Source organism: Klebsiella sp. FDAARGOS_511 (assembly GCF_003812845.1).
GTDB lineage: Bacteria > Pseudomonadota > Gammaproteobacteria > Enterobacterales > Enterobacteriaceae > Klebsiella > Klebsiella grimontii.
Genome location: NZ_CP033824.1, coordinates 614,036 through 635,157 on the forward strand (window position 1 = coordinate 614,036; position 21,122 = coordinate 635,157).

The window sequence follows — 21,122 nt, forward strand, 5'->3', positions numbered from 1 at the left end:
CCCCGCTCAGGCGGGGCTATCGCTTAGTATCCCAGTTGGCGATCGACCTGCCCGCTGACCGTTTCGCCCCGTTCTAACTGACCGATGGTTTTAGCGATATAAGCGATGGCTTCCAGAGGCCGGGTGACGGCAGCAATATGCGGCGTCATCGCCACTCGCGGGTGCCGCCAAAGCGGGCTCCCTTCCGGCAGCGGTTCGCGGCTGAACACATCCAGCATCGCCCCTTTTAACTTGCCGCTATCCAGCGCGGCCAGCAGATCCTCTTCCACCACATGAACCCCGCGAGCGAGATTCAGCACATAGCTGTTATCCGGCAGCTGCGCCAGGCGCGCGCTATTAATAATGCCAACGGTTTCCGCCGTGTTGGGCAGCAGGTTAATCAGCACTCGTGTACCGCTCAGGAAGTCTTCCAGCTCGGCTTCCCCCGCAAAGCTCGTTACCTGAGGCCAGGATTTGCGGCTACGGCTCCAGACGCGTAGCGGAAAACCCCAGCGTTGCAGGCTTTCTGCCACTTTCGCGCCCAGTACCCCCGCCCCCATAATGCCGATGGCGAAGTCCTCACGCTGATACTCCTCCAGCGGCTGCCATCGCGCCTCCTGCTTTAAGGCCTGATAGTCATCAAAACGACGGAACCAGTGCAGCACCTGGCTCACCGCATACTCTTGCATCTGCAGACCCATGCCGGTGTCTTCCAGACGGAACAGCGGCGTCGACAGAGGCAGCATTTCCGGGTTTTCCCGCAGTTTGCTTAGAATTGAATCAACGCCGGCGCCAAGGGCAAAGACGGCTTTAAGTTTGCGGCCTTGCAGCATTTCAACCGGCGGATGCCAGACCAGCGCATAGTCAGCGGGTTGATTATCACCGGATTTCCATTCGCGGACTCGCGAGCCGGGGAGCTGTTTTTCCAGCTCCGCAATCCAGAAAGGGGTATCGAACGTCGGGTGGTAAAAGATGATATCCATAAGGGCTCCTGACAGCTGACGCTATCGGCAGGTTAGGCTAGCGTCGCGTTTTACTCGTTGTTTTCTATTGGTTTGCCAGCATAGCAAATTTCGTCAGGCGAGCGTGTGAAAAAGGGAATGGCGACAAAAAAATCGATTCTCGCGCATTTAGAGAGCAAGTTGCTTGAAGTTTGGCTAAACGGTCGATTTTTTAAAAAAGTTGATTGACGGGAGATACGTATTTCCCTAAATTAGCGCCCGTTCCCGGCAACAACGGGAAAGACAATATGGTGAGGTGTCCGAGTGGCTGAAGGAGCACGCCTGGAAAGTGTGTATACGGCAACGTATCGGGGGTTCGAATCCCCCCCTCACCGCCATACTCAAAGAAGAGCTCGTACGCAAGTACGGGCTTTTTTTTCGCATATAGCACCTGCCGGGGGGAGGAGAAGCCCCGACCGGGGTTCGACAACTGGCGACAGCCAGTTGGACAGATGACGAGCCTGCGAGGAATCTGCCCCCCTCACCGCCATCTTCGAAGAAGAGCTCGTACGCAAGTACGGGCTTTTTTTTCGCCTGTTGCACTCCGCCCGGTAGCCCGGACAGGCGCATCGCGCCGCCTCCGGGAACAGTCGCCATCCCGCGGCTTCAGACTCTCTCCGATAGCGCAGCGCCGCCGGGATAGCGGCAAATGCTAATCCTCCTCCATCCGCTGATACTCTTCGCTCAGGAAATCAACCAGCGCCCTGACCGAGGGCAGCAGCCCGCGGCGCGAGGCAAACACCGCATGGATCACCTCCCTGCGCGGTTGCCACTCATCAAGGACAACCACCAGCTCTCCGGCGGCCAACTGATCGCGCACCATTAATAAAGGAAGCTGTACCACCCCAACGCCGGCAATGGCCGCTTCACGAAGCGCCAGCATATCCGTGGTCACCAATCGGGGAGTGAAATAGATCTCCGCCCTTGCGCCCTCTGGACCGGTCAACTGCCACTTATGCTGATGTTTACCTGCGCCCAGGCTCAACCCCGGCCAATCGCTTAATTCTGATGGAACCCGCGGCTGCCCTTGCCGCTCAACCAACCCGGGACTGGCGACCAGACGGTGCCCGCGATCGGCCAGGACACGCATCACCAGGTCGCTGTCTTCTATCGGTCTTGGGCGCACGCGAATCGCCACGTCGACGCCCTCGCCAACGACATCCACTCGCCGATTGGTGGCTTCCAGTTGAAGATTGACGCCCGGGTAGCGCACCATAAACCGTGCCAGCATCGGCCCAATATGCGCATGCAATAACGTTACCGGACAGGTCAGCTTCACGCTGCCGCGCGGTTCGGAACGCAGGGTTTCCACCGCCTGTTCTGCCGCTTCCGCCTCGATCAGCATCGCCTTGCAGTGTTGATAAAAAGTAAGCCCAACTTCCGTTACCGCAAATTGGCGGGTTGTACGTTGAATCAAACGTACGCCAAGGCGTTCTTCTAACTGGGCGATTCGACGGCTCAATTTTGATTTGGGTTGATCGATCGCCCTTCCCGCCGCAGCAAATCCACCGTGATCGACCACCTGCACAAACCAGGCTAAATCATTAAGATCCTGCATCCTTCCTCCATCGTTCCATTTTTAGAACAGTATAGGTCGTTTTTGCTATCTAGCGGACTATTAGTGGCGAATATATGCTTATTCACATCAGAAACAGACATTCAGGAGACTGCCATGAAACAAATTACAGGTATCTACACTGCGCCTTCACAGCACTGGGTAGGCGACGGTTTCCCGGTTCGCTCAATGTTCTCTTATCAGACACACGGCGAACAGCTAAGCCCCTTCCTGCTGCTTGACTATGCAGGACCGCATCACTTCCCGGCGGGAACGGAGAAACGCGGCGTCGGCGAACATCCGCATCGCGGATTTGAAACCGTCACCGTGGTCTATTCCGGCGAAGTTGAACATCGTGACTCAACCGGTAGAGGCGGCGTTATTGGGCCGGGTGATGTGCAGTGGATGACCGCGGGCGCCGGGATCCTGCACGAAGAGTTCCACTCCGCGGCGTTCACCCGTACCGGCGGCGAGCTGAAGATGATCCAGCTCTGGGTCAACCTTCCGGCTAAAGACAAAATGACGCATCCGGGATACCAGAGCATTACGGCTGATGTGATTCCTGACGTTGACCTGCCGAACAATGCCGGCCGCATACGGGTTATTGCCGGGCGCTACGAGGATACGGTTGGCCCCGCCCACACGTTTTCTCCGCTGAACGTATGGGATCTTCAGCTTAACCAGAGTCAGGAGATCACCCTGCATCAGCCTGCTGGCTGGAGTACGGCGCTGGTCGTCCTGGAAGGTGAGATTGTCGTGAACGGCGAGGGCAACGCCCACGAGAGACAGCTGGTTGTGCTCAGCCAGAAAGGAGAAGCGCTCCACCTCGCGGCCAGTACCAACGCAAAAGTACTGCTGATGGCCGGCGAGCCGCTGCAGGAGCCGATCGTGGGCTACGGCCCGTTTGTGATGAATACCAAAGCGCAAATCGCAGAAGCGGTTCGTGATTTTAATAGCGGCCACTTCGGCCAAATCTGATACTGAATGAGGTGTAGAATATGTCTACCCCAGCTAACTTTAATGGTTCTCGTCCGGTTATTGATGTCAATGATACCACCATGCTGCTGATCGACCACCAGAGCGGTCTGTTCCAGACCGTGGGCGATATGCCGATGCCGGAGCTACGGGCGCGCGCCGCCGCGCTGGCGAAGATGGCCTCGTTAGCCGGCATTCCAGTGATCACCACGGCGTCAGTGCCGCAGGGCCCGAATGGCCCGCTGATCCCTGAGATCCATGAAAATGCGCCGCATGCGCAATATATTGCGCGTAAAGGAGAGATTAACGCGTGGGATAACCCGGAATTTGTTGCCGCGGTAAAAGCGACCGGGCGTAAAACGCTGATTATCGCCGGTACCATTACCAGCGTCTGCATGGCGTTCCCGTCCATTGCCGCCGTCGCCGATGGCTATAAGGTTTTTGCCGTCATTGATGCTTCCGGTACCTATAGCAAGATGGCGCAGGAAATCACACTCGCCCGCGTCGTCCAGGCTGGCGTCGTGCCAATGGATACCGCGGCGGTTGCTTCTGAACTGCAGCGCACCTGGAATCGACCGGATGCCGCTGAGTGGGCCGAGGTGTATACCAAGGTCTTCCCGGCATACCAGCTGCTGATCGAGAGCTACGCCAAAGCTCAGGACGTGGTCAAGAACAACGAACAGCTTGATTCACAGCGTTAAAATGCCTGCCTCGCCGCACTACGGCGGGGCAGTGTTCATTGCTTAACCGAACGATAGCAAAAGAATAAATACTGCTTGACCGTTTTAGCGCAACTCCCTATAGTAGCGCCCCGTTGCCCACCCAAGGTGAGCAGCAAAACAATATGGTGAGGTGTCCGAGTGGCTGAAGGAGCACGCCTGGAAAGTGTGTATACGGCAACGTATCGGGGGTTCGAATCCCCCCCTCACCGCCATATTCAAAGAAGAGCTCGTACGCAAGTACGGGCTTTTTTTTCGCCTGTTGCACTCCCCCGGGGGGGATGAGAAGCCCCGACCGGGGTTCGACAACTGGCGACAGCCAGTTGGACAGATGACGAGCCTGCGAGGAATCTGCCCCGACAAAATTGCCGGGAGCAATTTTGAACAGCGCCTGCGCTGACCCCGAAGGGGCGAGGCCCAGGGATGGGCCGAGTAACGGCGAGCGCAGCGAGTCAATCCCCCCCTCACCGCCATATTTTAAGAAGAGCTCGTACGCAAGTACGGGCTTTTTTTTCGCATATAGCACCTGCCGGGGGGGGAGAAGCCCCGACCGGGGTTCGACAACTGGCGTCAGCCAGTTGGACAGATGACGAGCCTGCAAGGAATCTGCCCCGACAAAATTGCCGGAAGCAATTTTGAACAGCGCCTGCGCTGACCCCGAAGGGGCGAGGCCCAGGGATGGGCCGAGTAACGGCGAGCGCGGCGAGTCAATCCCCCCTCACCGCCATCTTCGAAGAAGAGCTCGTACGCAAGTACGGGCTTTTTTTCGCCTGTTGCATTCCACCGGGGGCAACCTGTTTTATCAAGCGGCGTGACGCCTTTTCCAGTATCTCCCCATCTCCAGCAACATGCTAAAAGACGCCGGAAGCACGGTTAACGTGACGAGCGTGGCGACGATGAGCCCGCCAATGATGGCATACGCCATCGGCCCCCAGAAGACCTGGTGAGAGATGGGGATCATGCCCAGGATCGCGGCGCAGGCGGTCAGAAATATTGGCCTGGCCCGGTGCTCTGCGGCGGCAATAATGGCGGCCTCGCTTTCCATACCCTGAGCCAGATTATTATCGACCTCACTGATAAGTATCACGGCATTGCGGATAATCATCCCCGCCAGCGCGATCGCGCCGAGCAGAGCCACAAATCCCATTGGCGTATCGCTCGGCAGCATGGCCATGACGATCCCCGGTAAGCCGAACGGGGCCATTAACAGAGCCAGCAGCATACGAGAATAGCGCCGTAGCTGGAGCATCAGCAGTAACAGCATCACCCCGAGGGTGACGGGTAAAATATCAAAAACCGAGCTATTGCCTTTTTCGGACTCCGCGACCACCCCGCCTTCTACAATGCTGTAACCGATGGGTAGACCCGCGCGCAGTTTATCCACCGTCGGGCGCAAACCGTCCGATACGCCTTCTGCCCGCATCCCCGGCGCGAGGTCGGTTTGCACGGTGATGAACGGCAACCTTTGCCGACGCCAGAGTACCGGATCGTCCACTCCCCAGTCCGGCGTGGCTACCGCGCCAAGGGGAATTTTTTGTCCATCGCGCCCCTCCACCGTCAGCGATGACAGGGTAGCAAGATTCAACCGCTCGCTATCATTCGCCCGCAGCACCACGTCAATCAGCCGATCGTCATCCCTTATCGACGTCACCGTCGTGCCGGACCAGACAGTATTAAGCGTCTGCGCCAGACTCTGCGACGACACCCCCGCCGCCCGCGCAGCAGTCTGGTTCACCTGCAGAACGAGGGTTCTCTCCGGCTCGCCCGCGGTCTGATTCACCTCCCGGGTTAACGGCGAGCGCCCTATCGCCTCGGCCAGACGCCCGGCATACTCTCTGACCTTGAGATAATCCGGACCGCTGATCCGGTATTTGATCGGCCAGCCCACCGGCGGCCCCAGCTCCAGCGGCGAAACGCGCGAAGTCAGATCGCTGAATTGCGTGGCCAGCAGCGTATTTAACTGTTCCCGCAGGCGGTCCCGGGCGGCCAGATCCTTCGCCACCACCACCAACTGCGCCGTATTTTCATTATCCAGCAGAACATCCATCGGTAAGTAAAAGCGTATAGCGCCCGAACCCACATAGGTCGAGTAATGATCAATATTGCGATTCCCGGCAAGCGCCCGTTCCAGCCTTTCCGTTTGTTTCTCCGTGGCAGACTGCGAAGCATTGGCCGGCAGCGTCAGGCTGACCAGCAGCTCCGGACGATCGGATGAAGGGAAAAACTCCCCCTGCATAAACGTTGTGCCATACACCGATACCCCTAGCGCGGCCAGCGCAATTCCCAGGGTGGCGAGCCGGTGGCGCAGCGCCGTTCGCAGAAGTCGTCCATATCCCCGCGCCATTCGGCCCGGGCCCGCGGCATGATGTTTAAGCTTTTCCGGCAGCAGCCATGCTCCGGTCAAAGGAGAGAACAGAATCGCCACGATCCATGAACTCAGCAGCGCCATCAGTACCACGGCAAACAGCGAAAAGCAGTATTCGCCAGCGCTGGATGAGGCAAAACCGACGGGAATAAACCCGGCAATCATAACCAGCGTACCGGTCAGCATTGGAAATGCCGTGGTTTTGAAAGCATAGGTCGCCGCCAGCCGTCGCGTATCCCCGGCCTCCAGCCGGGATACCATGGTTTCCACGGCGATCATGGCATCATCCACCAGCAGCCCAAGCGCAATAATCAGGGCCCCGAGAGAGATTCGCTGCAGGCCGATGCCTGCCAGCATCATTCCGGCAAAGGTCATCGCCAGCACCAGCGGGATCGCCGCGGCCACCACCAGCCCGGCCCTTAATCCCAGGGAGACAAAAGAAACCGCCAGCACAATCAGCACGGCTTCCACCAGCACCCGGACAAACCCGCTTACCGCGCCGCTGACCACCGCCGACTGGTCAGCCACTTTCACCATCTCGATACCGTGCGGCAGCCCGGCGCCGATGGCGCTCATTCTGTTGTTCAACGTCGCGCCAAAGCGCAGCATATTTCCCGTTGGCGCCATGGAAATCGCCAGTCCAATGGCAGGACGCCCGTTAACGCGAAACGCCGCAGAAGGCGGTTCGGCCGCTCTTCTCTCGATGGTGGCAATGTCGGTCAGGGGAAGATAGCGATCGTTAATGCGCAGGGTGACGGCGCGTAAGCTCTCTTCGCTCCTGAGCGCCCCGCTGACTTTTATCGTCATCTTCTCCTGCCCGGTGCGCAGAACGCCGGCCGGAACTACCGCATTCTGGGCCCGCAGAGCATCCGTAACCTGCTGAATGCTGAGCCCCATACCGGCCAGTCGGGCGGGTGAAAAAGCGATCGCAATCTGCTCCTGCTGTTCGCCAAGCAGAACCGTTTTGCCGATATCCGGCACGGACATCAGTTCACGGCGGATCGTCTCCACCTGCTGGCGCACCTCCTGGAGGGTATATCCGTCAGGAACAAAGCCATAAATCGTGCCGTACGTGTCGTCAAACTCATCGTTCACGCTCGGCCCCTGCGCGCCTTCGGGCAGCGATGGCGCGATATCCTGCATTTTTTTGCGGATCTGATACCAGATCGCCGGGACTTTTTGCGCTGGCGTGTCATCGCGGAGATTAATATAGATAACCGTTTGTCCGGCCCGGGTTTCACTTTCGATATAATCGAGCCAGGGCGTTTCCTGCAATTTTTTTTCCAGCACATCCGTCACCAGATGGGTCGTATCCGTTACCGATGCGCCCGGCCACTGTGCGGATACCACCGCCGTTTTGATAGTGAACGCCGGATCTTCATTACGCGGCAGCAGCGTATAGCTGAGCGAACCGATAACTATAATCAGCAGCATAAAAAAGCTGACCATTTGCGGATTTTCCAGCGCCCAGGCGGAGAGGTTAAAGGTATATTTTGACGACGCTATTTTCACGGCTGCTTCTCTCCGGCGACGACTTTTTCCCCCGGACGAAGTTTACTCACGCCAGCGGTAATAACCCGGTCGCCGGGCATAAGGCCTGAGGCGATGATAACGAAAGAAGCCGTGTAGCTAGCGGGAACGACAACGCGCAGCTGCGCCTGCATCTGCGGGGTAATCACAAAGACGGCCGGTTTTTCTCCGCAACGGCTCAGCGCCGAAGCCGGTACCGCGTAACCCGCCGAGCCTGATGCCGGTAGCCTTACCGTGACGCTGGAGCCCAGCGCCATCGCAGCGGGCGGTTTCTTGAGAGTAGCCCTGACGCGCCATGTCCGGGTCTGGGGATCGGCCTGTGGGCTAATATCACGCAAAATGGCGAAGGCGTTCACTCCGGCATCGCTGAGCAAAGCAACCTGAAATTCCTCCGCCTTTTGCGCCTCAATCTTAGCGGGATCCGGGATATCAAACACCACGTCGCGCGCCTGCCCGGCCGCCAGCGTCACCACCGTCTCACCGGCGTTGACGACCTGACCGGGAGAGGCGCTGACCGCCGTAATGATCCCCTCGCCCGGCGAGGTCAGCCGAGTCCAGCCAAGGCTTTCCCTGGCGTTGCGCAAAGCGGCCTCGCTGCTCTTCACCCGGGCGCTGGCGACCAGCCAGTCCGCCCGCGCGCTGTCGAGCTGGGAGCGGGCGATTGCCCCTGTCGCGATGAGTTTTTGCATCCGGCTAACGTTCAGCGCGGCTACCCGGGCGGTCGCTCTGGCGCTCTCTTCGTCAGCCGTCGCGCTATCCAGCTGGTTTTGTGCGCTGGTATCGTCAAGCGTGGCCAGCAGCTGCCCGTAATTGACCCGATCGCCAATATCCACCGCGCGCGTCATCATCCTGCCCGCCGTGCGGAAGCTCAGGGCCGTCTCATCGTGCGCATGGATCTCGCCGGTTCTTTCCAGAGAGGGAAGCGTTGCCGGGGAGCCGATGACCACGTAGCGCACCGGGCGGGCGGGAGCCGGCTTATCGCCGCTTTTATCGCCACAGCCCACCAGCGGTACGATCATCAGGGCCAGTACGATCGGCGGCAACAGCGCAAACCAGGGTAGCGACCGCTCGGCGCCGAGCAAAGCGTACACGCACTGACGAAGGGAAAGAACTAACTCATATAACATAACGCCACTCCGTTCGGGAAATGGCGCCATTACATGACACATTAATCGAGAATGGCTCGACGTTCTGTCAAGGGATTATCAAGACGGGCTCTTTTCTTCCACGCCGGGATCGTACGGCAGATGAACGCGAATCAGCAGACCGCCGCTCGCCGGTAACGACGCGCTAATGCGCCCCCCGTGCGCCGCGCAGATAGCGCGCGCAATGGATAATCCCAGGCCGCTGCCGCCGGAGTGTCTGGCGCGGGACGCCTCCTCGCGGGTGAAGCGCTGGAACATTTCCGGTAAAAAATGCCGCGCCACGCCGGGCCCGTCATCAATAAAATCGATGAGGTAAGCCCCCTCTTCGCGGCGCAGTTTAATGGCGAGATGGCCCCCCTTGCGCCCATAGCGAACGGCATTTTCCATCACGATGGTAAAGACCTGCCCCATGCGGAAGGCGTCGCCGCGAAAGGGGCATGACGGCGAAGGCTGAATGGCGATCGTGACGCGCTGAGCGTCCGCCTGCGGCGTTAACCATGCGGCTCGCTCCTGAAGGAGCTCATCCAGAGAGAATGGCTGGTCATCCAATACCAGATTGCCGGCATCCGCGAGGGAAAGGAGATGCAGCTCATCCGTCAGCCGATTCAGATGCTGGAGCTGTTTCATCACCATCTCCAGCTGCTGCGGCTGGGTATCAAAAACGCCATCCAGCATGCCCTGCAGACGGCCAATCGCCGCCGTCAGCGGGGAGCGAAGCTCATGCGCCATCGCCACATGCGAGGCGCGGAGTTCTTTATCGTAGCGGGCCAGCTGGCCGGTCATTTTGTTAAAGTCGGCGGCAAAGCGGATCATTTCCGCCGGCGCGTCCTCAATCAGCTCCGCCTGGCGGCCAAATTGCCCTCCGGTCACATCCTTCGCCGCATCATGAAGACGGCTGAACTGCAGCGATAGCGGACGGGCGTAGCGCAGCCCCATAACAACAATGAAGGGGATCATGACCAGCACCAACACCGCTACGGTCACCCAGTCCGCCGAGGCGATAGAGGGAGTGGAATAACTCAATCCCCACCAGGTATCGACAATCTGATGAAAACGCGCCGGATTGGCCTCAGGATTGCGGCTGAGCGCGACAAATTCCTCGCGCAAGGCGGGCGGCATTTTGTACATGATCCAGTAGTTCTGCACGGCAAAGCGCAGCCACATACAGGTGGCGATAACAATCACGCTGCCGATAGCCAGCGCCAGAATACGCCCGCAAATCCAGCGCCAGAGAGAAGAGTGTCGGGTCTTGATCATGGTTGTCTGAACCTGTAACCCACGCCGCGAACGTTGACCAACGCGCCGGATACTCCCGCGGCCTCCAGTTTTTTACGCAGGTTATAAATATGCGTATCCACCACGCGCTCCAGCGCTTCGCTCTCGGGAAGGCAGCGCTCCAGCAGATATTGTCGCGAAAAGGGGCGAACGGGGGCGCGCATCAGCGTGGCCAGAAGCGAAAACTCGGTCGGAGTCAGGTCGAGAATAGACGCAGGTTCCCCCGAGCGACTGACGGTCGCGACAATGGCCGCGACATCGACCTCCAGCCCCTGCCAACGCAGAATGTCTTCCCGGGCGTCGTCTTTGCGACTACGCCGGAGCACGGCCTGAACGCGCGCCACCACTTCGCCAGGGTGGTAGGGCTTGACCACATAATCGTCGGCGCCGTAGCGCAGCGCGCCAATACGATCGGGCATGTCTCCCATTGCGGTCACCATAATCACCGGCACATCGCTTTTTCGCCGCAAGCTGGCCAACACCTCGGTTCCGTTTAGCCCGGGCAGCATCACATCCAGCAAGATCAGGTCAGGCTTCCAGCGCTGCGCCATATCCAGCCCGGAGAGTCCGTCCATGGTCACCGCCACGTCATAGTTTTCCCGGCGTAAATAGGCCTCAAGCACGCCGGCCGCGTCAGCGTCATCTTCAATTATCAGCACTCTTCTGGACAACATCTGTTCACCTTGACCGTTTCTTAACACTATCCCGACCGTTTATTGATTTAGCAAAACCATACTGCAGCAGCATTCTGCGGCGTCCCCGATCGGACGGCGCCCGTTTCCATATGGAGAACAGTATGATAGCCAGAAAAATTTCGCCGTATATGGTCGTGCCGTTTTTAATGGTGATAACGCCCGGCGCGCGCGCCGATGAAGCCGCCGCGCCTTCCGATGGGCTGACTATCGGGGTGGGGGGAAAGTACGCGCCTCGTTACAGCGGTTCTGACAAGCAGATTTGGCAGGTGGTTCCCGTAATACAGGGGCGGAAAGGCGCTTTCTTTATTGATAGCCAAAAAGGCATAGGCTACGACCTGTCAGGCGACAGCGGCCTCTACTTCGAGCACACGCTCGGTTACGACCTCGGGCGAGCGGAAAAAAACTCGAGCTGGCGCGATGGGGCTAATACGCTGAAGGGGATGGGTAATATTAAAGCCACCATGAATACCGCCTTTGCCGTCGGCTGGTCGGTCACGCCGTGGCTCACCGTTGAAGGCAAGGCTACACTTCCGCTCACCGACGCCCAGGGCGTGCATTATCAAACTTCCGCCACCCTCCTGCTGGTTCAAAACACGCAAGATATCGTTGCTTTAAAGTCCGCCGCGCTGTTTGGCGACAGCCGGTACGTCAATACGTTTTACGGCGTTGACCACCGGCAGAGCCTCCGTTCCGGCTATCGCCCCTATCGCTCAGCCGGCGGATTTTACGGCATCGATAACGCGCTGACCTGGAGCCATCAATATGACGAGCATTGGGGCTCCATTCTCAGCGCCGGCTATAGCTGGCTCGGGGAACACGCCGCTGACAGCCCGCTCGTCTCCCGGCGCAATGAAGGTTCCGTAACGGCGGCAATCACCTGGACATTTTGAGCTATAGGTCAGCAACAATTATCCGCTCTATAGCAGTAAACCGCCGTTATTTTCGTTTGTAGCGCGCCTGGATAACGTGATGAAAAAAGCCAGAAACCCCATCCACGCTAATGATAAACTTCTGCAGCGTTACCTTTAAATGTTAAGGAAGGAATATGAGCACCATTGCCGTTGTTGTTCTGACTTACGTTAAACCGCTTGAGGAAGTTGACGCCCAGCTTGCTGCACACGTGGAGTGGCTGAAGCAAGGGTACGCTGACGGAATATTTCTCGCTTCGGGGCGTAAAATCCCCAGGTCCGGCGGCGTGATTCTGGCTAAAGGCGATGATCTGGATGCGCTGCAAAACTGGCTGAGCCAGGATCCGTTTCAGCAATCGGGCGTAGCGAAAGTCGAGATCATTCCTTTTGAAGCAACGATGGCCAGCCCCTCGCTGCAGGCTCTTCTGTAGTGCGCTAAAAACAAAGCCCGGTCGCCCGGGCTTTGCAGACTCAAAAGGACTCAGTAATAGGCTTTCAGCGCGCGCTGGCAAAGCGTTGAGCGCACGCAATCGTCGGTCGTAAAACGCACAATACCGACCATCTCATCCTCCTCAAAACGCGCCAGCGCATCGCTCAGGCCCGAGCGGACTCCAGAAGGCAGGTCGCACTGGGTAATGTCGCCGTTGACGATAACCGTCACGTTCTCCCCGAGGCGGGTCAAAAACATCTTCATTTGCGCAGCGGTCACGTTCTGGGCCTCGTCCAGAATCACTACCGCATTTTCAAATGTACGTCCGCGCATGTAGGCGAACGGCGCGATTTCCACCTTGCCGATTTCCGGGCGCAGGCAGTACTGCATAAAGGAAGCCCCTAGCCTTCTCACCAGCACGTCATAAACCGGGCGGAAATAGGGAGCGAACTTCTCGGCGATATCTCCCGGTAAGAAGCCGAGATCTTCGTCGGCCTGCAGAACGGGACGGGTAACAATAATTCTGTCCACATCCTTATGGATCAGGGCTTCAGCTGCTTTTGCCGCGCTAATCCAGGTCTTACCGCACCCGGCCTCGCCCGTGGCGAAGATCAGCTGTTTATTGTCGATGGCATTCAAATAATGCGCCTGAGCCTCATTCCGTGCTTCGATTGGCGATGCATCGCGGCTGTCCCGCGCCATGCCAATGGCTTCTACGCCACTCATTTGCACAAGCGATGTGACCGATTCTTCTTCGCGCTGCTTATGGCTTCGCGAATCCTGTCTCAGCACACGTTTGGCCTCACGACGAGCTCTGGTCACTGCTTTTTGTCTTCCCATGGATAGCACCTTGCGTTGTTGGTTTACATCACACGCGCCACGATCGACGCGATTATGCGCACTAACGATTGAGGTTTGGCTTCCTTGTAAGCCATTGCTTGCCTGACGAATTGGCAGAGGGTCACGGCTACGCGCACCGGTAACCTTGCCTGGGTTCGGGTTTTCTTTGCGAGAGGAGGAGGATTTTGCGGTGTGAAAATCGCGGCCGGAAGTTGGGCTCCCGTGCTGATGAGTACGGTCTGGGGTTTGACGTTTTCCGTTACAGCAATCGGGCATTCGCGATCTCCATAATGAAACGAGACTACTGCCGAGAACTACCGCGCCTGTAATAAGTACATCAGAAATAATTCTAAGCGCAACTTATTTTTCACATACAGACAACAAATAATTCTCATCACAGCTGAGGAGAGTTTCCGACTATAAGATTACAGAAAAATGAAACAAGGCAGGAAATACAAAAAATGAATGGAAAAACAGCAGAAAACGCCCTGCCCTTGCGGGCAGGTACGTCAGGCTTCGAGCAACGATTGCCCAAGATAATGCCGATCGTTGATAACCCCCGGCAGAACAAAGAAATAGCCGCCGCCAATGGGCTTCACGTACTCCTCCAGCGCTTCTCCGTTCAGGCGCTTTTGCACCGTCAGGAAGCCTTTTTCCAGATCGTGCTGATAGCAGACAAACAGCAGCCCCATATCCAACTGCCCGGAATTGGTCACCCCCAGCGAATAGCTGTAGCCCCGGCGCATCATCAGGCTGGATTGCGTTTCCGGGGTGCGCGGATTGGCCAAACGAATATGGCTATCGAGCGCAATGGTATCGCCGTCAGGGTCTTTGCTGTAATCCGGCACGTCGTGCTCGTGCTGCATCCCAAGCGGCGCGCCGCTCAGCTTATCGCGGCCAAAAATGGTCTGCTGCTCTTTCAGCGGCGTACGATCCCAGAACTCAACGTGGAACTGAATAATCCGCGCCGCCTGATAGCTGCCGCCCGTCGCCCACGCGGGCTCTCCCTGGTCGGCGGTAACCCACACCACCTTATCCATTAGCGCCTTATCGGTGCTGATCGGATTCGCGGTGCCATCTTTGAAGCCCAGCAGATTCACCGGCGTCTCTTTACCCTTGCTGCGCGCGGCGCTGTCGGAGATGAACCCTTCCCGCTTCCAGCGCACGCTGAGCAGATCCGGGGTGTGCTTAATCACGTCCCGCAGGGCGTGAATCACCGTATCCTGGGTATTGGCGCAAATTTGCAGCAGCAGATCGCCGTGGCACAGCGCCGCATCCAGCGAATCGTTCGGAAAACGCGTCATCTTCTGCAGCGCCTTCGGCGCCTGATTAGCCAGGCCGAAACGCTCGTCAAACAGCGAATGCCCCACCGAGACGGTGATCGTCAGGTTATCCGGCGCGATCCACGGCCCGAGAATACCTGAGTCCATCGGCGGCAGCCGCGGGTTCGGCGTCTCCGGCGCAGGGCCGCCTTTGGTCAGAAAGGCGATACGCCCGGTCAGCAGGCGAAACAGCCGCTCAAGGTCCGCTTTATCGCTGGCGAGCACGTCAAAAGCGACCAGCATCATCGATGCCTGCTGCGGCGTCAGCACGCCGGCCTGATGCGGACCATAAAACGGCTGCGCTTCCATACGCGCGTTTGGCGACAGCGTGCCCGGAGAGCTATTGTCTTTTGCCGCGTGCGCCACCGGACAGCCGCCGGTTATCGCCAGCGCGCCGCCAAGCGCGCCGATCCCTTTTAATAACCGCCGCCGGGACGGTTCATTAACATCATATTTTTGCTCAGCCATCGACTTAGTCCAGACCCAGGATCCCGCGCAGCTGGGCCAAATCTTCCGCCAGCGTGGTGATCGGGCCTTTCAGCGCGTTACGATCGGCATCCGTCAGCTTGTCATAGGTCTCGAAGCCGTCTTTGGTGCGGTATTTGCTGAGAATGGTATCCACTTTTTTGAAGTTGGCGTCCACCTTCGCCAGCAGCGCGCTGTTCTCTTTCTGCAGCTGCGGACGCAGCAGGTCGACGATTTTCTGCGCGCCGTCAATGTTGGCCTGGAAATCCCACAGGTCAGTATGGCTGTAGCGATCTTCTTCGCCGCTGATTTTGCTGGCGGCCACTTCTTCAATCAGACCGGCAGCGCCGCCGACCACTTTTGACGGCGGGAACGCCAGTTCGCTAATGCGTTTTTGCAGATCGAGAACGTCGGCGTTCAATTGATCGGCATAGTTATCCATTCCCTTGACGCTATTATCGCCAAACAGCGCTTTTTCCAGCCGGTGGAAACCGGTGAATTTCGGATCTTCGGCTTTTTTCTCGTAGTCATCCTCGCGGGCGTCGATGCTGCCATCAAGATCGGAGAACAGTTCGGCGATCGGTTCGATACGTTCATAGTGCTGGCGCGTCGGCGCGTACAGCGCTTTCGCCTTCTCGATATCGCCCGCTTTCACCGCATCGGTAAAGGCTTTGGTGCCGCTAACCAGCTCCGCGGTCTCGGCGGTAACGTAGGCTTTATAGGCGGTAATAGCCTCACCCAGGCTGAGCAGCGCATCGGCTTTGGCGGCATCTTTGGTCGCCTCGCCGGTCACCGTCAGTTTGCCTTTCGGGTTGGTCAGCAGACCACAGGTCATATCATATTCGCCCGGCTGCAGGTTGGCCGTCAGCTTTTGCGTAAAACCGGGAGCGATATTCTCCCGCTCCTCCACCACCATCACCCCTTTCAGAATTTCCCACTCCAGCGCTTTCTGGCTGTGGTTCTGAATGATGAACTGGGTTTTACCCGCCTTCACGGTGACGTTCATCGGCTCGCACTGTTTGTCGGTGACGGTCACTTTGACCTGCGGAATATCGGCCGCCTGGGCGTAAAAAGCCGAGCTGAACAGCGCAGCGAGCGTAAGCTGCAGCGCATTACGACGAAAATGATTCATCATGACCATCCCTTTCGATAAGTATGTTGTCACTATTGCAATCCGCGATGCCCGACTACGCTGCCCGGGATGCGGTGGTTTTTTTACCCGGCGGCGAGACGTACAGCGCCAGCGCCGGGATCAAATAGATAAAGTATACCGCCACTTCGCTGACGGTCGGCGTTTCCTGATAGCCAAAGATCCCCTCCAGCAGCGTGCCGAATAGCGTGTGCGTCGAAATGACGTTGCTCAGGTCGAAGGCGACCTCCTGGAAGTGGTTCCACAATCCGGCCTCATGGAAGGCGCGGATAGCTCCCGCGGTGAGGCCAGCGGCCACCAGCAAAATAAACAGGCTGGTCCATTTGAAGAAGACGCCGAGATTCATGCGGATACCGCCCCAGTAGATCAGGAACCCTAAAACGATGGCCGTCGCCAGACCGAGCATCGCCCCAATGGGCGGCCAGATCCCGACATCCTGCTGGAAGGCGGCGAGCAGGAAAAAGACCGATTCCAGGCCTTCACGCGCGACGGCGAAAAAGACCATCATCACCAGCGCCCACCCGTGATTGTTCCCGCGCTGGAGGGCATTATCGACCGCCTGCTCAAGCTGCTGTTTGACATTGCGCGACACTTTACGCATCCAGAACACCATCCACGTCAGAATGCACACCGCCACCACCGCCACGATGCCCTCAAACAGCTCCTGCTCGCGCTGCGGAAACTCACCGGTGGTTTCGTTGATAAAGATTCCCAGGCCCAGGCACAGCGCCGCCGCAAGCAGCACCCCAATCCACATTACGCCAATCCAGCTGCCGCGCTGGGTGCGTTTCAGATAGCTGGCAATCAGGCTGACAATCAGCGCAGCTTCCAGGCCTTCACGTAACATGATGAGAAATGGGACAAACATGCCAACACCCTTAAATGTGAACCGCAGTCAACTGATGCAAAGATAGGTAAATATTTCTGATAGTGATTATCATTACAATAATCAGAAACACAAGTGAAATGTGGAGTGAATGATGACGATTTGTAAATTAGTCGCGAACAAATAATGACTTGCGCGATTATCTCGCAGCCCTGGCCCCACGGGTCAGGCGGACGGGATTTTTAGCGCCAGATATTTACCCGGCAGCCCAGCTGTGGCTAAATGGCGGCCTTATTGACCTGCGAAATAAACGACATGACTCAATTCTTGCACTTCCTGCTGGCGCTGGTGGTTATCCTCGCCCTTGCCTGGCTTGCCAGCTATGACCGTAAAAAAATCCGCATTCGCTATATTATCCAGTTAATTGTTATTGAAGTTGCCCTGGCTTTCTTTTTTCTCCACGCCGAAAGCGGCCTGTGGCTAGTGAAAAATATCGCTTCCTTTTTTGAGTCCCTACTCGGTTTTGCCGCCGAAGGTACCAATTTTGTATTTGGCGGCATGAGTGAAAAAGGACTGGCGTTTATTTTCCTTGGCGTGCTGTGCCCCATCGTCTTTATCTCCGCGCTCATCGGTATTCTTCAGCACTGGCGTATTCTGCCGATTTTCATTCGCCTGATTGGCACCCTGCTGTCAAAGGTTAACGGAATGGGTAAGCTGGAGTCCTTCAACGCGGTCAGTTCGCTGATCCTCGGTCAATCAGAGAACTTTATTGCCTATAAAGGCGTGCTCGGCGACCTCTCTTCACGCCGCCTGTTCACCATGTCGGCCACCGCGATGTCGACGGTTTCGCTCTCCATCGTCGGCGCTTATATGAGTATGCTCGACGCGAAATACGTCGTCGCCGCGCTGATCCTGAATATGTTCAGCACCTTTATTGTGCTGTCGATCATTAACCCGACGCGTCCGGGCAGCGAGGAGGAGATCAAGCTTGAAAAACTGCATGAGTCGCAGAGTTTCTTTGAAATGCTCGGTGAATATAATCTGGCCGGTTTTAAAGTCGCGATGATTATTCTGGCGATGCTGATTGGTTTTATCGCCTTAATTAGCGCGATTAATGCCCTATTCGCCACGATATTTGGCCTGAGCTTCCAGCAGATCCTTGGCTACGTCTTTTATCCGCTGGCGTGGCTGATTGGTATTCCGCTTAGCGATGCGCTGAATGCCGGGAGTATTATGGCGACGAAACTGGTGGCCAATGAATTTGTCGCCATGATTGAGCTCCAAAAAATAGCCGCCAGTATGACGCCGCGCGGGCTGGGAATTTTATCTGTGTTTCTGGTTTCCTTCGCCAACTTTGCCTCTATCGGCATTATCGCCGGGGCAATTAAAGGCCTGAATGAGCAACAGGGGAATATCGTTTCCCGCTTCGGTCTGCGCCTGGTGTATGGCGCAACGCTGGTCAGCCTGCTCTCCGCCAGCTTTGCGGGACTGGTACTGTAACCGAAGCGCGTTTGGCCAGTTATCCCGGGGGCGGCGCAGAGCGCCTTACCCGGGAATGTCATCGGATTCAAGTTAAAAATGTACGCACACCGGCTGGTCAACGCGCATCACCGACTCCTGCGCAAAGCGTGATTTATAGGTAGTGCGCAGCGCCTCAATCCCCTCTTCGCTCTTCGCATCTTTACCGTGAATCAGCATCAGCGCCTTGCTCTGCTCGCGCGCCACGGTACCGTCATTGCCCAGCCACTGCCCGCGCGCGTCAAAGACCGTCAGACCATCGCGAAAGCGCGGCGTCACGTCGCGGTCAACGAACTGCTGCCACTCCTGAGCGGTGATATCCTTCCCGGCCGGACGGCTTAAGCCGAAATAAAGCGTGGTTTGCACCATCGCGTTATCCGCCGGGCAGGCGTTTGCATCGACCGCCGGGGTGGTCTTCGCGGCAGGCGCTACGCAGCCGCTCAATAATCCTGCCAGCACCAGCGCCACTGCACCCTGTCTGAAACTCATTTCGCTACCCTCATTGTTATTTGTGCTGAGATATCAGCGTATTTTCAAACGATTAGCAAGAGGCATAAATAACAAAGCCCGCAGAGCGCGGGCTTGATGGGGTTGCAGGGGCTTACTCGGCGGTCGCGCGCACCGGCGGCGCGGAGTGATAATGGGCGTCCGCTTCGGCAAAGCGTCGCTGCATCTCGGCGGAAGGCGCTTTACCCAGCAGGCTGAAGACCACAATCCCCAGGCTACCAAACATAAAGCCAGGGATGATTTCATACAGGCCCAGCCAGCCGAACTGCTTCCAGACGATGACCGTGACCGCGCCGATGATCATCCCGGCCAGCGCGCCGTTACGGGTCATTCGTGACCACATCACCGAGAACAGCACTACCGGGCCAAACGCCGCGCCAAAGCCTGCCCATGCGTAGCTTACCAGGCCCAGTACGCGGTTCTCCGGGTTGGCCGCCAGGGCGATCGCAATTAACGCGACGACCAGCACCATAAAGCGTCCTACCCATACCAGCTCTTTCTGACCGGCATTTTTACGCAAAAACGCTTTATACAGATCTTCGGTAATCGCGCTGGAGCACACCAGCAGCTGGCAGCTCAGGGTCGACATCACCGCCGCCAGGATCGCCGACAGCAGGATCCCGGCAATCCATGGATTGAAGAGAATTTGCGCCAGTTCGATAAAGACGCGTTCGGCGTTCTGATTAACCGCACCGGCAAGGGCCGGGTTGTTATTGAAGTACGCAATACCAAAAAAGCCGACGGAACAGGCACCTGCCAGGCAGAGGATCATCCAGGTCATGCTGATGCGACGAGCGTGAACGATGCTGTGATGCGAATCCGCCGCCATAAAGCGCGCCAGAATATGCGGCTGACCAAAATAGCCCAGCCCCCAGCCCATCAGCGAAATAATCGCCACGAAGTTCAGGCCCTTGAGCATATCAACGTTCTCGATGCTCTTTTGCTTAATCACCTCCAGGGAATCGCCAAAACCGCCGACGGAAATCACCACCATCACCGGCGTCAGGATCAGGGCGAATATCATCAGGCTGGCCTGAACGGTATCGGTCCAGCTCACCGCGAGGAAGCCGCCGACAAAGGTATAAATAATGGTTGCCGCCGCGCCAGCCCACAGCGCGGTTTCGTAGCTCATGCCAAAGGTGCTTTCAAACAGACGCGCGCCGGCCACAATACCGGAAGCGCAATAGATGGTGAAAAATAACAAAATCACCAGCGCCGAGATAATTCGCAGCACGCGGCTTTGATCTTCAAAGCGGCCGGTAAAATAATCCGGCAGCGTCAGGGCGTTATTATTCGCCTCGGTATGCACCCGCAAACGCCCCGCCACCAGCTTCCAGTTAATCCATGCGCCTAACGTCAGGCCAATGGCAATCCAGCTTTCGGAAATACCGGAAATAAATATCGCCCCCGGCAGCCCCATCAGCAGCCAGCCGCTCATATCTGAGGCCCCGGCGGAGAGCGCGGTGACGAATGGGCCAAGGCTGCGGCCGCCGAGAATATAATCATCAAAGTTCTTTGTCGAACGCCATGCAATAAAACCGATGAGTACCATGCCAAAAATATAAACAATAAAAGTCACCAACATGGGTGTGCTAATAGCCATGTAAAAATCTCCAGAATTTTTGTCGACAGCGTCCAAATTTGTCGTTTTATCCACTACCGGAACGGGGCAATGGCCTATTGGTTGTATTGGGCGACCGTATCCTGACGGAAGCTTTGTTTTTTCACAAACGATTTAACACAGCATTTACACGAAATGCTTCCAGGACCAAACTTCATTTTGTTATAGGTTGCACTCTCTCACGTTTTTAACGGTTGCACCACGCAAAAGTGTTAACTGACGCATAGAAATACCTTATTAGACAGGGGATAAATACCTGCTATTTTCGTCATTATTTTTAACATTACCGGCGTTTT

The 21,122-nt window shown here is 57.1% G+C and carries 17 protein-coding genes and 2 tRNA genes; 7 read left to right on the forward strand and 12 right to left on the reverse strand.

Annotated features, from left to right (window positions below; genetic code table 11):
- Positions 1–23 precede the first annotated feature (23 nt).
- On the reverse strand, positions 24–962 hold the full coding sequence (gene ghrA, locus EGY08_RS04145) for a glyoxylate/hydroxypyruvate reductase GhrA (RefSeq protein ID WP_049113418.1): 939 nt from the start codon (positions 960–962) through the stop codon (positions 24–26).
- A 268-nt stretch (positions 963–1,230) separates the two neighbouring features.
- Here ghrA and EGY08_RS04150 point away from each other — a divergent pair.
- Positions 1,231–1,318, forward strand: a tRNA-Ser gene (locus tag EGY08_RS04150).
- Positions 1,319–1,632: 314 nt separating this feature from the next.
- On the opposite strand, the gene EGY08_RS04155 is transcribed toward EGY08_RS04150, so the two are convergent.
- Entirely contained in the window at positions 1,633–2,538 is a 906-nt protein-coding gene (locus EGY08_RS04155; RefSeq protein ID WP_004131328.1) for a LysR family transcriptional regulator, read from the reverse strand.
- Positions 2,539–2,652: 114 nt separating this feature from the next.
- Here EGY08_RS04155 and EGY08_RS04160 point away from each other — a divergent pair, with 114 nt between their 5' ends.
- The 3 genes from EGY08_RS04160 (at position 2,653) to EGY08_RS04170 (ending at position 4,444) form a co-directional block, all read left to right on the forward strand.
- Positions 2,653–3,513 carry a pirin family protein gene (locus tag EGY08_RS04160; RefSeq protein WP_123828260.1) on the forward strand — a complete coding sequence of 287 codons (861 nt, stop codon included), beginning with the start codon at positions 2,653–2,655 and terminating at the stop codon, positions 3,511–3,513.
- A gap of 20 nt (positions 3,514–3,533) precedes the next feature.
- The gene (locus tag EGY08_RS04165; protein WP_004131326.1) at positions 3,534–4,211 is read left to right on the forward strand and encodes an isochorismatase family protein; all 678 of its coding nucleotides are present in this window, start codon (positions 3,534–3,536) and stop codon (positions 4,209–4,211) included.
- 145 nt (positions 4,212–4,356) lie between these two features.
- Positions 4,357–4,444: transfer RNA gene (locus tag EGY08_RS04170), tRNA-Ser, on the forward strand.
- A gap of 587 nt (positions 4,445–5,031) precedes the next feature.
- Here EGY08_RS04170 and EGY08_RS04180 read toward each other — a convergent pair.
- The 4 genes from EGY08_RS04180 to EGY08_RS04195 form a co-directional block, all read right to left on the reverse strand.
- Positions 5,032–8,106: an efflux RND transporter permease subunit gene (locus EGY08_RS04180; RefSeq protein ID WP_004131324.1), complete on the reverse strand. Its 3,075-nt coding sequence runs from the start codon at positions 8,104–8,106 to the stop codon at positions 5,032–5,034.
- Positions 8,103–9,251: an efflux RND transporter periplasmic adaptor subunit gene (locus EGY08_RS04185; protein WP_004131322.1), complete on the reverse strand. Its 1,149-nt coding sequence runs from the start codon at positions 9,249–9,251 to the stop codon at positions 8,103–8,105. The genes EGY08_RS04180 and EGY08_RS04185 overlap by 4 nt, the downstream gene beginning before the upstream one ends.
- Positions 9,252–9,329: 78 nt before the next feature.
- Positions 9,330–10,526, reverse strand: coding sequence for a sensor histidine kinase (locus EGY08_RS04190; RefSeq protein WP_123828262.1), 1,197 nt, complete (start codon positions 10,524–10,526; stop codon positions 9,330–9,332).
- A complete protein-coding gene (locus tag EGY08_RS04195; protein ID WP_004131317.1) occupies positions 10,523–11,218 on the reverse strand; it encodes a response regulator in 696 nt (231 codons plus the stop codon). Before EGY08_RS04195 ends, EGY08_RS04190 begins: the two co-directional genes overlap by 4 nt.
- A gap of 122 nt (positions 11,219–11,340) precedes the next feature.
- On the opposite strand from EGY08_RS04195, the gene EGY08_RS04200 reads away from it, so the two are divergent.
- Both EGY08_RS04200 and EGY08_RS04205 read left to right on the forward strand, forming a co-directional pair.
- Entirely contained in the window at positions 11,341–12,129 is a 789-nt protein-coding gene (locus EGY08_RS04200; RefSeq protein WP_112166303.1) for a MipA/OmpV family protein, read from the forward strand.
- A gap of 155 nt (positions 12,130–12,284) precedes the next feature.
- Positions 12,285–12,578, forward strand: coding sequence for a YciI family protein (locus EGY08_RS04205; RefSeq protein WP_123828263.1), 294 nt, complete (start codon positions 12,285–12,287; stop codon positions 12,576–12,578).
- Between the two features lie 50 nt (positions 12,579–12,628).
- Here EGY08_RS04205 and phoH read toward each other — a convergent pair whose 3' ends face one another.
- The 4 genes from phoH to efeU form a co-directional block, all read right to left on the reverse strand.
- Positions 12,629–13,417 carry a phosphate starvation-inducible protein PhoH gene (gene phoH, locus EGY08_RS04210; RefSeq protein WP_032742089.1) on the reverse strand — a complete coding sequence of 263 codons (789 nt, stop codon included), beginning with the start codon at positions 13,415–13,417 and terminating at the stop codon, positions 12,629–12,631.
- Between the two features lie 509 nt (positions 13,418–13,926).
- The gene (gene efeB, locus EGY08_RS04215; protein WP_004131309.1) at positions 13,927–15,207 is read right to left on the reverse strand and encodes an iron uptake transporter deferrochelatase/peroxidase subunit; all 1,281 of its coding nucleotides are present in this window, start codon (positions 15,205–15,207) and stop codon (positions 13,927–13,929) included.
- Between the two features lie 4 nt (positions 15,208–15,211).
- Positions 15,212–16,339 (reverse strand): iron uptake system protein EfeO, encoded by a 1,128-nt coding sequence (gene efeO, locus EGY08_RS04220; RefSeq protein WP_004131308.1) that lies wholly within the window; start codon positions 16,337–16,339, stop codon positions 15,212–15,214.
- A gap of 52 nt (positions 16,340–16,391) precedes the next feature.
- The gene (gene efeU, locus EGY08_RS04225; protein ID WP_123828264.1) at positions 16,392–17,222 is read right to left on the reverse strand and encodes an iron uptake transporter permease EfeU; all 831 of its coding nucleotides are present in this window, start codon (positions 17,220–17,222) and stop codon (positions 16,392–16,394) included.
- A gap of 273 nt (positions 17,223–17,495) precedes the next feature.
- Here efeU and EGY08_RS04230 point away from each other — a divergent pair, with 273 nt between their 5' ends.
- The gene (locus EGY08_RS04230; protein WP_123828265.1) at positions 17,496–18,680 is read left to right on the forward strand and encodes a NupC/NupG family nucleoside CNT transporter; all 1,185 of its coding nucleotides are present in this window, start codon (positions 17,496–17,498) and stop codon (positions 18,678–18,680) included.
- Between the two features lie 72 nt (positions 18,681–18,752).
- Here EGY08_RS04230 and EGY08_RS04235 read toward each other — a convergent pair whose 3' ends face one another.
- Positions 18,753–19,187 (reverse strand): DUF3574 domain-containing protein, encoded by a 435-nt coding sequence (locus EGY08_RS04235; protein WP_004131305.1) that lies wholly within the window; start codon positions 19,185–19,187, stop codon positions 18,753–18,755.
- 112 nt (positions 19,188–19,299) lie between these two features.
- Positions 19,300–20,808, reverse strand: a complete 1,509-nt coding sequence (putP, locus tag EGY08_RS04240; RefSeq protein ID WP_123828266.1) for a sodium/proline symporter PutP — start codon at positions 20,806–20,808, stop codon at positions 19,300–19,302.
- Positions 20,809–21,122 lie beyond the last annotated feature (314 nt).